12 protein-coding genes are annotated in these 16,357 nt (G+C 37.8%); 9 read left to right on the forward strand and 3 right to left on the reverse strand.

All coding sequences use genetic code 11. From position 1 onward, the window contains the following. Positions 1-147 precede the first annotated feature (147 nt). Both dnaN and dnaA read right to left on the reverse strand, forming a co-directional pair. A complete protein-coding gene (gene dnaN, locus H628_RS0102465) occupies positions 148-1,278 on the reverse strand; it encodes a DNA polymerase III subunit beta (RefSeq protein WP_027825040.1) in 1,131 nt (376 codons plus the stop codon). A gap of 178 nt (positions 1,279-1,456) precedes the next feature. Further along, positions 1,457-2,821, reverse strand: a complete 1,365-nt coding sequence (dnaA, locus tag H628_RS0102470; protein ID WP_027825041.1) for a chromosomal replication initiator protein DnaA — start codon at positions 2,819-2,821, stop codon at positions 1,457-1,459. Between the two features lie 464 nt (positions 2,822-3,285). Here dnaA and rpmH point away from each other — a divergent pair, with 464 nt between their 5' ends. From rpmH to spxB, 6 genes are all read left to right on the forward strand, one after another. Then, positions 3,286-3,426 (forward strand): 50S ribosomal protein L34, encoded by a 141-nt coding sequence (rpmH, locus tag H628_RS0102480; RefSeq protein WP_006585370.1) that lies wholly within the window; start codon positions 3,286-3,288, stop codon positions 3,424-3,426. A gap of 51 nt (positions 3,427-3,477) precedes the next feature. Further along, positions 3,478-3,846, forward strand: a complete 369-nt coding sequence (rnpA, locus tag H628_RS0102485; RefSeq protein WP_027825042.1) for a ribonuclease P protein component — start codon at positions 3,478-3,480, stop codon at positions 3,844-3,846. Position 3,847: 1 nt separating this feature from the next. After that, positions 3,848-4,705, forward strand: a complete 858-nt coding sequence (locus H628_RS0102490) for a YidC/Oxa1 family membrane protein insertase (protein ID WP_027825043.1) — start codon at positions 3,848-3,850, stop codon at positions 4,703-4,705. A 101-nt stretch (positions 4,706-4,806) separates the two neighbouring features. Then, complete coding sequence (gene mnmE / locus H628_RS0102495; protein ID WP_027825044.1) at positions 4,807-6,192, forward strand: tRNA uridine-5-carboxymethylaminomethyl(34) synthesis GTPase MnmE; 1,386 nt, start codon at positions 4,807-4,809, stop codon at positions 6,190-6,192. A 9-nt stretch (positions 6,193-6,201) separates the two neighbouring features. Beyond that, positions 6,202-8,100 carry a tRNA uridine-5-carboxymethylaminomethyl(34) synthesis enzyme MnmG gene (gene mnmG / locus H628_RS0102500; protein ID WP_027825045.1) on the forward strand — a complete coding sequence of 633 codons (1,899 nt, stop codon included), beginning with the start codon at positions 6,202-6,204 and terminating at the stop codon, positions 8,098-8,100. Between the two features lie 327 nt (positions 8,101-8,427). Next, positions 8,428-10,233, forward strand: a complete 1,806-nt coding sequence (gene spxB, locus H628_RS0102505) for a pyruvate oxidase (protein WP_027825046.1) — start codon at positions 8,428-8,430, stop codon at positions 10,231-10,233. Between the two features lie 71 nt (positions 10,234-10,304). Here the strand turns inward: spxB and H628_RS0102510 are convergent, their stop codons facing one another. Continuing rightward, complete coding sequence (locus H628_RS0102510; protein WP_027825047.1) at positions 10,305-11,207, reverse strand: FIVAR domain-containing protein; 903 nt, start codon at positions 11,205-11,207, stop codon at positions 10,305-10,307. 280 nt (positions 11,208-11,487) lie between these two features. On the opposite strand from H628_RS0102510, the gene H628_RS0102515 reads away from it, so the two are divergent. The 3 genes from H628_RS0102515 (at position 11,488) to H628_RS0102525 (ending at position 16,290) form a co-directional block, all read left to right on the forward strand. Next, the gene (locus H628_RS0102515) at positions 11,488-13,608 is read left to right on the forward strand and encodes a YSIRK-type signal peptide-containing protein (protein WP_027825048.1); all 2,121 of its coding nucleotides are present in this window, start codon (positions 11,488-11,490) and stop codon (positions 13,606-13,608) included. Positions 13,609-13,779: 171 nt separating this feature from the next. After that, complete coding sequence (gndA, locus tag H628_RS0102520) at positions 13,780-15,168, forward strand: NADP-dependent phosphogluconate dehydrogenase (protein WP_027825049.1); 1,389 nt, start codon at positions 13,780-13,782, stop codon at positions 15,166-15,168. A 162-nt stretch (positions 15,169-15,330) separates the two neighbouring features. Then, a complete protein-coding gene (locus H628_RS0102525; protein WP_027825050.1) occupies positions 15,331-16,290 on the forward strand; it encodes an AEC family transporter in 960 nt (319 codons plus the stop codon). Positions 16,291-16,357 lie beyond the last annotated feature (67 nt).

Genomic DNA, 16,357 nt, shown 5'->3' on the forward strand with positions numbered 1-16,357 from the left:
TAATATAAGCCGATTTAAGCGGATTTTTAAGAAAACGGATAACTGTATTCAAAAGCCTTTTAACTAAAAATAGCCCCTAAAACGGGCCAGATTATGAATGCAAAGAAAAAAGCCATCGTGTGATGGCCTTTGCTCATATTTGTCTTTTTAGTAAGTTCTAACTGGTGTAATCAATTGAATAAATTCAACATCATCCTTACCAGGAACAACTGTAAATGGTCTAAGTGGTTCAGTGAAGTTGATGACCACAGTATCAGTAATTGAAGCAGTTAAGGCTGCTTTCAAGTAGTCTGGGTTGAATGAAATTTCCAGCTTATCACCAGTAAGTGATTTTACCATTGGTCTTTCTTCAACATTACCAATTTCAGGAGAATCACCTTCTAATTTGGCAATTCCACTTTCAGTATCCAAAGTCAACTTAACTACGTTGTTGCGACCAGCGTGAGTCAATAAGCTAACCCGATCAAGGGCTTGAGACAAGTCACTTTTATCGAATTCAGCTTGAGTTGAACTAGTAGTTGGCAATAAACGATCAGTATCAGGATAAGTTCCTTCAAGTAAACGTGAGTAAAAACTTACATTACCAATTACGAACAAGACTTGATTTTCACCAGGATTTACATGAACTTGCGGATCTTGTTCACCAATAATTCGAGAAAGTTCAACTAAGCTCTTTCCAGGAATAATCAAATCAGTTTCAACTTGAGGGCCATTTTCAAGGGTAATTGTTCTTTGAGACAAACGGTGAGAGTCAGTAGCAACAGCCTTAATTTTATCTGAGTTGAAAACAAAGTGGACCCCAGTTAAAATTGGACGACTTTCTTGAGTTGAAACTGCAAAGTTAGTTTCGTTAATAATTTCTCTGAAAGTTTTACCAGAAATATCAAAAGCAGTTTCTGAATCAATTTCTGGTAAACGAGGATAGTTATTAGCATCTAAGCCGTTAATAGTAAATTCACTATTTTCAGAACTAATTTGAGTTTGCATACCTTCTTTTACTTCAAAGAGTAAGTCTTTACCAGGCAATTTTTTTACGATTTCATTGAAAAAGCGTGCAGGTAAAACAATTGATCCAGTAGATTCGACGGTTAAGTCTTCACTAACAGGAATTTTGATTTCAATTGAAATATCAGTATCGCTACCTGTCAAAACCATTTCGTCATTTGATAAATCGACTTTAATCCCACTAAGAATTGGAATAGTTGCTCTTGATGAGATAGCCCGCATAACATTATTCAAATTATCAAGAAATAAGTTACGGTTAATTGTAAATTTCATTTTGACCTCCTGAAGTTCTTTTGGCGACTATATTTATTAATTATTATATTAATTTATTTTAGAAGTAGTAGTAGGGCCTGTTAATTATGTTGAAAAATAGGCTCAACCCTTAAAATAACGCATTTGTGGCGGTGGGCAAACTGTGAATAACTCTACAAGTTTTCCACATGTTATTAACTTAATGCTCTAACATTTGACGCAATTCGTAAATCGCATTTTTGATTTCACTATCAGTACGCACGTCTTTTTCGATTTTTTCATAAGCATGCATAACTGTGGTGTGATCTTTACCGCCAAATTCTTGACCAATTTTTGGCAAGCTAGCATCTGTTAACTCTCGTGCTAAGTACATTGCAATTTGACGAGGGACGACAATCTGTCTAACCCGCTTCTTGCCTTTTAATTCACTAACTGTTGTCTGGAAATAGTTAGCAACTACTTCTTGAATTTTTGGAATCTGAATTCCGCGACTCTTTTGGACTAATTTTAGATCAGTTAAGGCATCTCGAGCCAAGTTGACATTGATGTCAGCTTTTTCAATGGTAGCATGTGCTTGTACCTTAACTAAGGCCCCTTCAAGTTCTCTAATGTTTGTGGAAACTTGAGATGCAATATAGTCTAGCGTTTGATCGTCGATTCTTAAACCGTCAGATTCCGCTTTTTTCCGCAAAATTGCAATTCTAGTTTCCAAATCAGGAGGGGTAATTTCAACTTGTAAGCCCCAAGCGAACCGCGATACCAACCGTTCAGATAAATCTGGAATTTCAGTTGGCAAGCGATCACTAGTCATAACAATCTGCTTTTGATCATTATAAAGGGTCTCAAAAGTATGGAAGAATTCTTCCTGAATCCCTTCTTTTTTGGCAAAGAATTGAATATCGTCAACCAATAATAAATCAGCTGTCCGGTACTTTTCACGAAACTCATCTTGAGTTTTATTTTTGATGGAGTTGATAAAGTCATTAACGAAAGTTTCACTTTGAATGTAAACAACTTTCGCATTAGGACGTTCCTTGAGCATTTGGTGCCCAATAGCCTGCATCAAGTGGGTTTTACCTAAACCAACGCCCCCAAAAATGAAGAGCGGGTTGTAAAAACTACCTGGGCTATCAGCGACTGCAAGTGCAGCTCCTTCAGCTAACTTGTTGCCTTCACCTTGAACAAAGGTATCGAAAGTGTACTTATCATTAAGTTGCAAATCCTTAGTGATAAAGTCACTGGCAACAGGTGTACTTTTAGCAGGTACTTTTTTTGGTGGCTCGGGTGCTTTAAAACGTTCTGGACTTTCTTCTCCGTCAATTTCAAACACTGGTAAAACTTCAAAATTACCATAGGCGTAAGCCGTTTGAATTAACTTGGTAGAAAGGTTGGTTTCCCAATAACCTTTAGCAATAGGATTCTTTACTGCAATGACCAATTCACCAGTTTCCTTATTATAGGAAATAGGCTTAGTATTTTTGAACCAGGCATTATAAGCCACTTCGTTATACTCTTGGCGCATTTGTTCATTAAAGTAATCCCAAAATTTCTGTAAATCGAACACAAAAAATTCCTCACTTTAACTGTAAAAACATATTAAGTGTAGCATTACTTGCAGAAGTTTTCCACAAGTGAATAAAAAGAATTAAGAATTCACAAGCTGTGCATAAGTGACTAAAAAGATATCCACTTTTTGACTGCGAAAAACTAAAAAACAGACTTATCTACAGCAAAAGTTGTGCATAACTTTTGAAATAATACCAAAGGATTAAGTGACTTTTTGAAAACACTATCCACATGCTGTGGAAAAACTTTTTGACAAGTTGTGACTTGTGGAAAAGTGCGAGTACAAGCCTGTGATTTTCCAAAAAATGGCTAAAAAATTTTTTTATTTTTATCCACAAATCTTGCTAGCGCTCGAAAAAAATTAGCCTTTTTTGGAAATATTACTTGGTTTTTCGCTTTAAACATGCTATCCTTAATAGTAAATTGTGCTGTTAGCAATAAAAAATGGAGGTGCTAGATACAATGACAACTAAGAGAACATACCAACCTAAGAAACGTCACCGTCAACGTGTACATGGTTTCATGAAACGGATGAGCACATCTAACGGCCGTAAGGTTTTAGCAAGACGCCGTGCAAAAGGTAGAAAAGTCTTATCTGCTTAAACCACTGAATTTACCAGTGGTTTTTTTAATGTTTGGATGGAATGAAACATTTTGAAAAAATCTTATCGCGTAAAATCGGAAAAGGATTTTCAGACTGTTTTTAAAAAAGGCGATTCAGTAGCTAATCGCGCTTTTGTGGTCTACAAGTTAGTTCGGCCCGAAAACAAACATTTTCGGATTGGAATTTCTGTAGGTAAAAAAGTCGGTCATACGGCGGTAGTTAGAAATCGTCTCAAACGTTACATCCGAGCAACTGTTACAGAAGTAAGGGACCAAATTGATGCACAAGCAGATTTTTTGGTAATTACTAGACCATATGCTCGTGATTTCGGAATGACCGAAGTTAAACAGAATCTGATTCATGCTTTAACTTTAGCTAAGGTAATCGAAAATAGTTCAGAAGAAAATAAGGGGAACTAGGATGAAAGGCATTTTAAATAAGAAAAATGTCAAACGAATCCTGGCACTTTTAGCAGTAGTTGCAGTTGCAGTTGTTGTAGCTGGTTGCTCTGCTAATACTGGCCATGTATCACATACAAGTGGTAGTTGGTGGGATCGTTACGTCATTTATTACTTTTCTCAATTCCTGCTTTGGTTAGCAGACTTGCTAGGTAAGAACTATGGCTTAACCATTATTGTATTTACAATTTTGGTTCGGTTGTTAATCTTTCCGCTTTTCGCAATTTCACTCAAGAGTACGGCTAAGCAACAACAGCTTCAGCCAGAACTTGATAAGTTGCGAAAAAAGTATGCAGGTAATGATGTCGAAAGTCGACAATTATTAAACGAAGAAACACAAAAGCTCTATAAAGAAGCCGGCGTAAATCCTTATGTTGGTTGCTTGCCTATGCTTTTGCAAATTCCATTTATGTTTGCTTTGTACCAATCTATTTATGCGACTAAGCAATTACAAGCTGGAACTTTTCTTTGGATGAATTTGAGTAAGGCGGATCCTTATTATGTCATGCCAATTTTGGCTGCGGTATTTACATTCATGGCTTCATATGTAAGTCAAATGTCAATGCCGGATTCATCATCTGCCGGGATGACTAAGGCGATGACTTGGGTTACTCCAATCATTGTTGCAATCCCCGCAATTAGTTTCCCAACTGCAATTACTCTTTACTGGGTAATTTCAAGTTTATTCTCCGTTGTGCAAACTTTCATCTTGCAAAACCCATTCAAATATGCGAGGGAGCAAGAAGCAAAGAAAAATGCTGAAAGGGAACGCAAGCGTAAGATACGTAAGGCGTACAAGCGCATCGGAAGAAAGAAATAAAAGTTAATAAATCTAATTTTGATTAGATAAAGTAGTGAAAGTGCTTTATCCATCACATCGTGATGGAAATTGCGCTTTTTTTAATACAAAAAAGGAAGATAATGATGCCGACATTAACTGAGTTTGATACGATTGCTGCAATTTCAACGCCAATTGGTGAAGGTGGAATATCAATTGTTAGATTATCAGGCGAAGATGCAGTTAAGATTGCTAATAAACTATTTAAGGGAAAAGATTTAAGTAAAGTTGATAGTCACACTATCAATTATGGTCATATTGTTAATCCTGAAACTAAGCAAGTGATTGATGAAGTAATGGTTTCAGTCCTACTTGCACCCAAGACTTTCACTAAAGAAGATATGGTAGAAATCAACTGCCATGGTGGGATTGTAGTCACCAATAAAATTTTGCAATTACTTTTGAAAAATGGGGCAAGAATGGCAGAAGCGGGAGAGTTTACCAAGCGTGCTTTTGTTAATGGCCGAATTGACTTAACCCAAGCTGAGAGTGTGATGGATATTGTGCGAGCTAAGACTGACAAGGCACGACAAGTAGCGATGAATCAGCTTGAAGGTGGTTTGCTAGTTAAGATTCGGGCAATGCGCCAAGAAATTTTAGATACTTTAGCTAATGTAGAAGTAAATATCGACTATCCAGAATATGATGCCGATCAAGTTACTGCCAAACAGATGCAAGAAACTTCAAAAAGTGTAATTGCCAAAATTAATCGTTTGCTCAAAACTGCCAGTGAAGGCAAGATAATGCGTAATGGTTTAGCAACGGCAATTGTAGGCCGACCTAATGTGGGAAAGAGCTCCCTGCTTAACTATTTGACTCAAGATGATAAGGCGATAGTGACTGACGTTGCTGGGACTACACGTGATACGCTTGAAGAATATGTCTCAATTAAGGGTGTACCGTTGAAGTTAATTGATACCGCCGGAATTCACCATACTGAAGACAAGGTTGAAAAAATTGGTGTTGAACGGTCAAAAAAGGCTATCGAGCAGGCAGATTTAGTTTTATTATTGCTTAACGCGAGCGAGGAATTGACGCCTGAAGATGAAAAATTAATTGAGTACACCAAGAATAAAAAGCGTATTGTGGTTTTAAACAAGTCTGATTTGGGACTAAAACTGAAAAAAGCGGACTTAGCTGCAAAAACTGATGCAGAAATTGTAGTCACTTCAATTCTGAAAGAAGAGAACTTGGATGATCTAGAAGAAGCAATCAGGAAACTGTTCTTTAGTGGAATCCACAATTCTAATGATGAAGTACTGGTTACTAATCAAAGGCAAGCTGGCCTACTTGAAAAGGCCAAAACTCAACTAACGGATGTGATTGAAGCCGTTGATAATGATGTGCCAGTTGATATTGCGCAAATTGATTTTACCGGAGCCTGGGATACTTTAGGTGAAATAACGGGAGATAGCGCACCTGATGAGTTAATTACACAATTATTTAGTCAATTCTGTTTAGGTAAGTAGGAGAAGAAAATGCTGAAAACATATAGCTCAAATGAATATGATGTAATTGTCGTCGGAGCAGGACATGCAGGTAGTGAAGCAGCCCTTGCTAGTGCAAGAATGGGTCAAAAAACTTTATTGCTTACGATTAGTTTAGACATGGTAGCCTTCATGCCATGTAACCCATCAGTTGGTGGACCTGCCAAAGGTACAGTTGTTAGAGAAATCGATGCCTTAGGTGGTCAAATGGGTAAAAATATTGATGCCACTTATATTCAAATGCGGATGCTCAATACTGGTAAGGGTCCTGCAGTGCGTGCTTTGCGTGCGCAAGCTGATAAGGTGCAATACCATGAAACAATGAAGCAGACGATTGAAGACACACCTAATTTAACTTTGCGCCAAGCAACAGTTGATGAATTAATTGTTGAAGATGGCGTTTGTCATGGCGTTATTACTAATACTGGTGCAAAATACCTAGCTAAAAGTGTGGTTTTAACAACCGGGACTTCAGCTCGTGGCCGAATCATTATTGGGGAACTTACTTATTCTTCAGGTCCTAACAATACAATCGCAGCTATTAAACTTTCAGAAAATCTTGAAAAACTAGGCTTTAAATTGCGCCGGTTTAAGACTGGGACTCCACCAAGAGTTAATGGCAATACAATTGATTTTTCAAAGACAGAAGAAGAACCTGGGGATAGCGAACCAAGACACTTCTCATTTGAAACCAAAGATGAGGACTATCTCAAAGAACAACTTTCTTGCTGGATGACCTACACTAATGAAAGGACTCATCAGATAATTCGAGATAATCTTGATCGTGCTCCGATGTATACTGGGGTGATTGAAGGGGTAGGCCCGAGATATTGTCCATCAATTGAAACTAAGATTGTGCGTTTTGCGGATAAGCCACGGCATCAAATTTTCTTAGAGCCTGAAGGCAAAAATACGGATGAATATTACGTCGGCGATTTTTCAACTTCAATGCCAGAAGAAGTTCAACAAGATATGGTGCATTCGATTGCCGGTCTTGAAAATGCAGAAATGATGCGTCCTGGTTATGCAATTGAATATGATGTAATTGAGCCATGGCAATTAAAGCATACGCTTGAAACCAAGAATATTAAGAACTTGTTTACTGCTGGTCAAATGAATGGGACTAGTGGCTATGAAGAAGCTGGCGGTCAAGGAATTATTGCAGGGATTAATGCGGCTTTGCGTGCACAAGGTAAGCCTGGTTTTACTTTGGGTAGGGATGAAGCTTATATTGGTGTCTTAATTGATGACTTAGTTACTAAAGGAACCAATGAACCTTATCGATTGCTTACTAGTCGAGCTGAATATCGCTTGCTTTTGCGTAATGATAATGCAGACTTGCGGTTAACAGAATATGGTCATGAACTTGGATTAATTAGTGATGAACGCTACCAAAGATTTGAAGCTAAAAAAGCAGCCATTAAGGCAGCTTTGGTTAAACTTTATGATGTTAAAATTCATCCAACTGATGAAGTGCAAGCATTTCTTGAATCAATTAATCAAAGTCCATTGACTGCTGGCCTTAGAGCTAGTGCCTTCTTGCGTCGCCCAGGGGTAACAGTTGAAGCAATTGAAAAATTAACTGGTGAAGAAATCGCAAGTGATCGTTATGTACGTGAACAAGTGCAAATCGATGTTAAATATGCTGGCTATATCAAGAAGCAAGAATTGCAAGTTGAAAAGCTTCGCCGACTTGAATCAAAGAAGATTCCAGAAGGAATTGACTATAGTAAGATTGATGGCTTGGCTACTGAAGCACGGCAAAAATTTGAGAAGATTCGGCCAGAATCAATTGCTCAAGCAGAACGGATTTCAGGGGTAAATCCAGCTGATATTGCAATTTTGACGGTTTACATTCAACAAGGTAAGTATTCAAAAATTGAAAAGTAATAAATAAGAAAAATAGGGCTACGATAAAGTGGCCCTATTTTTTTACAATAAATCTTATGAATTGGTTAAATTTAAAAATAACAAGTTAAGTGCTTACAATTTAAAAAGTTGAAAAAGTGGGTACAAAAAGTAAGGATTGATAATGCTATCACAAATTTAAAGCTTGTAATATCAGTAAAAATAAAAATAAATAACGTCAGCTTGTGAAATCATTATCTTTGGAAAAGCGGTTACATTTGCGACATGATAACGATAGCAAACACTTGCAATTGTGAAAAAAAGTGTTTTAATTACAAATGTAAGTATAACATTAAGGAGATGCACAATATGGCAAAAATTAATGGCTCAGACGCTATGTTTAAAGTTTTATACGACTGGCATATTGATCACGTTTATGGTTTTCCAGGTGGTTCATTTGACTCAAGTATGAACGCTATTCACAACTGGAAAGATAGAATTAAATTTATCGAAGTTCGTCACGAAGAAGCAGGTGCTTTAGCCGCTTCAGCAGAATACAAATTAACTGGTAAAGTTGGTGTATGTTTTGGTTCAGCTGGACCAGGTGCTGCTCACTTATTCAACGGTTTGTACGATGCTAAGTTTGACAAGACTCCTATGGTAGCAATCGTTGCTAACGTTCCAGAAGGCCGTCAAGACATCGACTTCTTCCAAGCATTCGATGAAGACAAGTGGTTCTTGAACGCTAGTGTATTCTGCCGTCAACCAAAGACTGCAGCTCAAATCCCAGTAGTAATGGACGAATGTATTCGTCAAGCTTACGCAAGAAAAGGTCCTGCAGTAATGATTATTTCTAAGGACTTAGGTTGGGAAAAGATTGATGATAACTTCCGTGTAAACTACGATGCACGTGTTGAAGACAACTATGCTGCACCAACTAAGGCTTCAGTTGAAGAAGCGGTTAAACTTCTTAAAGAAGCTAAGAACCCTGTTATGTACTACGGTAATGGTGCAAAGGGATGTGGCGAAGAAATTAAGGAATTTGCTGAAAAATTCAAGACACCACTTCTTACTTCATACCTTGGTAAAGGTATTGTAGAAGATGAATTCCCTGCATACATGGGTACTATTGGCCGTATCGGGCCAAAGCCAGCTAACGAAATTCAAGGTCACACTGACTTGGTAGTTTGGGTTGGTAACAACTCACCATTCTCAGTATTATGGTTCCCAAAGGATGCTAAAGTAATCCAAATCGATGTTGATCCTGCTAAGTTTGGTAAGCGTCACAAGGTTGATGTATCAATGCTTGCAGATGCTAAGAAGTCACTTCGTGCTATTATTGATGCTGGTGAAGCACGTGATGAATCTCCATTATACAAGGCTGCTCTTGCTGACCGTCAAAATTGGGATGAATGGCTTGACAGCTTCAAGGACTCAAAGGAAAGTCCAGTTCGTCAAGAACCAATCTGGGATGTAATCAACAAAGAAGCTGCAGACAACGCAGTCTTTGCTATTGATGTTGGTAACGTAAACATGGACCACACCCGTCTTCTTAAGATGCACGGTGACCAAAAGTGGACTACTTCAGGTCTTCATGCAACTATGGGTTATGGTGCTCCAGCAGCTCTTACTGCAGCAACAGTTTACCCAGACCGTGAAGTATGGCAATTAGCTGGTGATGGTGGCTTCGCAATGATGTGTGAAGAATTGTTGACCATGGCACGCTACAACATGCACGTATTAAACGTTGTCTTCACTAACGAAACTCTTGGTTACATCCAAGCAGAACAAGAAGATGAATCTAACCAACCATTGTCAGGTGTTATCATTCCAGATAACGACTGGGCAAAGGTTGCTGAAGGTATGAACGTTAAGGGTGTAACTGTACGTACTAAGGAAGAATTTGAAGAAGCAGTTAAGGAATGGAAGAAGATGGATGGACCAATGTTAATCGACATTAAGTACACCCACGACATGCACTACTCAACTGAACTTAACACTCTTAGTGACCCAGCATTCGTTGAAAAGTACCAAGCACAACCATTGAAGCCATTCTCATACTTTGCTGAAAAGTTTGGCTTAGAAAATGATGCTGCAACTGGTGCTTCAGCTCACGAAGAAGAAGTTGAAGAAGAACCAGAAGAAGATGCAACTTCAGGTGCTTCAGCTCACTAATTTTGACAAATAAACAAAAATAAAGAAGCGAAACTTTAGGTTTCGCTTCTTTTTTGTACTTAATTATTTAATTATTGTTGTTTAATCTTAACTCCAAGAGAAATAAAAAGGGCAAGTAATAAACCGATACTACTAAAGCCGATGATGATACTTGAAGTGTTAGATTTTTTAGGCTTAGATGTAGCTTTTTGGGCCTTTTTATGGGCAGTTACAGCTTGAGAACTAGCTTGTGGCTTCTTAGTCGAAGCTGCAGGCTTTTTCTTTGGTTTGGAATTTTTAACTTTATGAACGTGGCCGTCGAGCTGAGCATTGGCCTTATTAATTGCGCTGGTAGCTTGATCAATTTGAGATTGGCTAGCGTTATTTTGACTTAAAATTTTTTGGCCGGCAGCGACAGCTTGGTTATAAGCCTGCTTGTTCTTTTCTTTAGCACCTTTATAAGGGGCGGATCTTTTGACTGTATCTTCGAAGTTAACAGCCGCAGCTAAATCTGCCTTATCTTCGCTAGTATTGCTATTTGAGTTATTTGTTTGATTTTGAGTTTCAGAATTTGAAGATTCAGCTTTGTTATTATCACTAGTTTTATCAGTTTCAGCTGAATTTGAAACAAAGGTGTTTTGAGACGTAAGGTCATGAGTAGAACCATCGATAAATTGCACCCTAGCACTACCGTCGTCATTAACAATAGCAGTTGCATTAGGGTTAGCAGTTTCAATATTCTTCTTAATCTGAGCAAGTTCATCAGCAGACAAGGCAGCTTGATTAGCTACAGTGACCTTATCAGGCATCTTAATTGAATCAGCTAGCTTAGCAGGGGGTAAGCTACCAGAACTAGTTGACTTGTCAGAGCTGTCAGAAAGAGCATCAGCCGTAACTTGGTTATTAATTGAAATGGCAAAAAGAATTGTCGCTGAAAACATAGCAGCAAGAACATGCTGTGATAGTTTTGAAGGACTTTTCTTTTTAAAAAGCATGCAAATAAGCCTCCTAATAGTTAATTATGGGTACATTATACCGGATAAATTATAAAAATGCTGACGTGATGCTTAGAGATAAGATTTTGTGAATCTGTAAATTGCAAATGAATAATATGAAAAAATATATAACTAAACAGATATATAAATGGCAGAAAATTTCAAAAAAATACATTAAATTTGTTAAACCACTTGACAATAAAATTGGGGGGGTAAAATCGAGCTTGTAGACAAAGGGGATAAGTGTCTCCTATATTTTTTAATCTTGGAGGAAAAAAGTATGAATTTTAAGAATGAAAAGCGCGTTCAACGTTTTGGAATTCGTAAGTTAACAATTGGTGCAGCATCAGTGTTGTTATCAACTGTAACTTTCATGTCAATGGGAGCAAATGGTCAAGTTAAGGCTGCAGAAACTAATGCACAACAACCTGCAACTGAAAAGGTTGCTAAAGATGCAACTCCAGCTAAGGATGAAGCTAAGTCAGAAACTTCAGCTCTTAAAGATGGTGTTACTCAAGAAGCTTACAACAACCAAAAGGCTAAAGTAGCAGACGACCAAGCACAAGTAGACAAGGCTCAAAAAGATGTAAATGATGCCCAAACTGCTATCGACAACGCTAAGAAGACTAACGAAGCAGCTGGTAAAGTTCAAGCCGCTCATGATGCTTGGAAGCAAGCTGAAAAAGATGCTGATAGCGCAGTGCACACTTATAACGCAGCTCAAAGAAAAGCTACTAGTGCAAAGTCAGCTTTAGATGACGCTAAGAGATACAAGGATAACTGGGATAAGAATGAAGCTAAGACTTATGCTAAGTTAACTAAAATGAAGGACGATGCTAACAAGACTATCGCAGAACAACAAAAGATTGTTGACGCAGAAAAAGCTGCAGCTAAGACTGATGATGCAGCATACAATGCAGCACTTGAAGGCTTTGATCAAGCTAAGATTGCTACTGATCCAGCTATGAAGGCTAAGGCAGATAAGTTAAATGCTTTATACCAAGCTTCACAAAAGCACAAACAAGCAGCAACTGATGCTCAAAACAAGATTGATGCAGCTAACAAGACTATTCGAGATGCTGACTTAATCCTTAAGAGAGGCGATTACGCAGGTCACAAGAAGGCAGCTGATAGCGTAGCTGACTTACAAGCATCATATGATGCAGCAGCTAAGGAAGCAGCTGATTTACAAGCTATTAGAAAAGCAAGTGCATTATCACTTCAAGAAAAAGTTGATGAATACGCACAAGCTCGTAAAGAAGCTAACTTACCAAACAACTATGAATTAGGCAAGTTAAGAGATGCAGCGACTGCAGCACAAGGTCAAATTAATCGTGATAAGAATGCAGCAGCTTACAAAGCAGTAGCAGAAAACGAAACTCATGTTAAGAATGCAACTATCGTATTGAACAACGCTAAGAAAGTTTTAGATGAAGCTACTAAGCAACTTGACGCAGCTAAGAAGGTAGCAGATGATGCAAACAAGGCATTAGCAGATGCTAAAGCTGCAGCAGCCAAGGATTCAAGTAACGATGTATTAGCTGCAGAAGTTGCTGAAAAGCAAAGTTTAGCTGATTCAGCAAATGCAGCATTACACAGACACCAAGTTAGTGTTGACAGACACACTGCAGATGTTACTGACAGACAAAAAGCACTTGACTGGTGGAATAAGCAGTTAGATGCAGCTAAGAAGGATCCATTTGTTGTCCGTGCAAATGCTGAAATCGCAGCAGATGAAGCTATTATTGCCAAATACAATGAAGCTGTTAAAAACCTTGCAGCTGTTAAGGATTTGAACAAGACTTTATCAACTCTTAACAACGATTTAGCTAAGAAGCAAAACGTTTTGAATACTTGGCAAGATGCTTTGAAGGCAGATACTAACGTTCTTAACAACATGCTTGTTAGCGTACCTAAGTATGAATCAAAGACCGGTGAACCATTATTCCAAGATGGACAAGGTCATGAATACGAAGGTATGCCAAAGAGCAAGACTGGCGCCCCATTGTTCCAAGATGACAGAGGTACTGAATACCAAGGAATTAGCCAAGGTTCACAAAGCACTTCAACTGATACTGACTCAAACAAAGGCTCACAAAGTTCAACTACTGACACCAACTCATCATCAGACGTTAAGTCAAACGACAGTGTAGTATCATCAGATACTAAGCCAGCTGCAGCAAGCGTTAAGTCAACTGCTTCAGAAGCAAAGCCTTCAGTATTAAGCGCAAACACTAAGGCTAAAGTAGCTGCAATCGCTGCACATTCACAAATTGCTTCTTCAAGCAGCAAGTCATTACCACAAACTGGTATGGAAACTAATGCAGCAGAAGCTCTTGGATTACTTGCATTAGGCTTAGGTTCATTAGCCGCATTTGCAACTAAGAAGAGAGAATTTTAATTTCAATCTTTTAAATCATACTTATTTCTATAGCTCTATATAAAACCCATTAAAAGAAAGTCTTTAACTTAGAATAAAGTTCTGAGTTGAAGGCTTTTTTCTTGCCTTAACTTAGCATTTTTCTAGGGTAAAAAGTATAATAGTAGTATATGGTTAAATGGAGGTAAATATATGCAAGAATTCGGTGTTATCGGCCTTAGCGTTATGGGTAAGAACTTAGCTCTTAACATCCACAGTAAGGGCTACTCTGTTGCTGGTTTTAGTATTGATAAGCCAGAAGTTGATGCTTTGGCAAAATATGCAGATGATAAACTTAAGCCAACTTATACTTGGGAAGAATTTGTAAATTCACTTGAAAAACCCCGTAAGATTTTGATTATGATTAGAGCAGGTAAGCCTGTTGACTTGACTTTGGAAAAGTTGACCAAGCTTCTTGAACCTGGTGATATCGTAATTGATGGTGGTAACTCTAACTTCCACGATACCCGTCGCCGTTTCCATGAATTAGAAAAATTTGGTTTGCACTTTATCGGTATGGGTGTTTCTGGTGGTGAAGAAGGTGCCCTTCATGGACCAGCCTTGATGCCAGGTGGTGATGAAGCAGCTTTTGAAAAGGTAAGACCAATCTTAGAAGCAATTGCTGCTAAGACTCCAGAAGGTCGTCCTTGTGTAAGTTATATTGGTCCTGAAGCTAGTGGTCACTACGTTAAGATGGTCCACAATGGAATTGAATATGGGATTATGCAACTTTTCTCAGAAGCTTATGACATGCTTAGAAAGGCTTGCGGACTTTCAAATGATGAAATGAGTGCCTTGTTTGATAAGTGGAACCATGAAGACTTGCAATGCTACTTAGCTGAAATTACAGCTGAAGTGTTGAAAAAAGATGATGATTTAACCAGTGATAAGGTTATTGATCATATCTTGAATGAAGCTTCTTACAAGGGTACTGGTAACTGGACTTTGGAAGATGCAATTGTCTTAGGTGCACCTATTAGTGTGATTGCAGAAGCTGTACTTGCCAGATTTATGTCTAAGGCTACTACTAGAACTGGTAAGGAAATTAGCGTTGATCAAAGTAAGATTAGTAGTGATTTACCAGAACTTATCGCCAGTGCTTTATACCTAGGTCAAGCAGTTTGTTACGCTCAAGGCTTTATGCAACTTAAGATGGCTGCTAAGGCTTATGATTGGACTTTACGCTACCCAGGTATTGCCCAAAACTGGGAAGCTGGATGCATTATTCGTTCTAAGACTTTGAAGGATATTGAAGATGCCTTTGAAGAAAATCCAGAAATTAATAACTTATTCGAAGCACCATTCTTTGCTAAGATGATGCAAGATCGTTTACCTGACTTGAGAAGAGTTGTTAGTGTTGCTGCTGAAAATGGTATTCCAACTCCAACTTTGAGTGCAGCCCTTAACTACTTAGAATCAATCTTTAACCCAAGCTTGCCTGCTAATTTGATTCAAGGTCAACGTGACTACTTTGGTGCTCACACTTACTTCAGAAATGACCGTGAAGGTGTCTTCCACACTGAATGGTATGATGAAAAATAATATGGTAATTATATAATTGCTAAATAAAGAATAGTGAAGATGAAGGCTTTATAGCCTTCATTTTTGTCTTATAAATATAATTTATAAAAGCTGGTAAGTTTGACTATAGCTATCTTGAGTATATATAGTATTTCTATATTGTTTTTAAAAAAGGAGGAAGCTATGTCAACGTTTATCTCATCTATTTCTAGTGTAATCGTGGTTATCTTGATTATTGCACTAGGATATACTTTAAGAATCAAAGACTGGTTTGCTGATACTTTTTCAGGTAATATTTCTAAATTAATTATGCAAATAGCCCTTCCAGCTTCAATCTTTGTTAGTGTTCAAAAGAACTTAACTAAGGATAGTTTGGGACAGTTATTTGAAGGAATGCTGATACCAGCCTTAGGGGTATTTTTAACTTATATTATTGCCTTTTTATTAATTGCAATGTTTAGAATTCCAGCCGGTAGACGGGGAACTTTCATCAATACAGTTGCAAATGCCAATACAATTTTTATTGGGATGCCACTTAACATGGCTTTATTTGGCAATAAGGCGATGCAATACTTCTTAATCTACTACGTGATTAATACTGTTTCTACTTGGGCTGTTGGTATTTTCTTCATGCAAGGGGATGCAATGCCAGGTAAGGCTAAAGAACAAGCAAGCTTTAACTGGAAGAAGCTTTTGCCGATGCCACTAATAGGATTTATTGTTGCAATTGTCTGGCTATTAACTGGATTGAAGTTACCAGATTTTGCAACTAATACCTTTACTTATGTTGGTAACTTAGTTACTCCACTTTCATTAATCTACATTGGGATTATGTTAGCTAATATCGGGATTAAGAACATTAAGTTCGACTTACAAACTATTTTGGCTGTTTTAGGTAGATTAGTAATTGCTCCAGCAGTAATGATTCTTTTAATTAGAGTTGTTGCTCCAGCTATGGGCTTACACTTAGCACACTTAATGGCTAATACCTTTATTATTCAATCCGCTACTCCAGCATTAGCTGTTTTACCAATTTTAGCTGATCAAGGTAATGGCGATAAGGAATATGCTACTAACGTTGTGGCATTAACTACTTTACTCTTCGTAATTGTAGTTCCAGCCTTGATGTTAATTGCTGGTTAATAATTTATTCAAAAGGGATGTCTATTAGGCATCCTTTTTTTGCGCTACAATAAGACTATGCTGTTTT

It is taken from the genome of Lactobacillus psittaci DSM 15354, from assembly GCF_000425905.1.
Lineage (GTDB): Bacteria > Bacillota > Bacilli > Lactobacillales > Lactobacillaceae > Lactobacillus > Lactobacillus psittaci.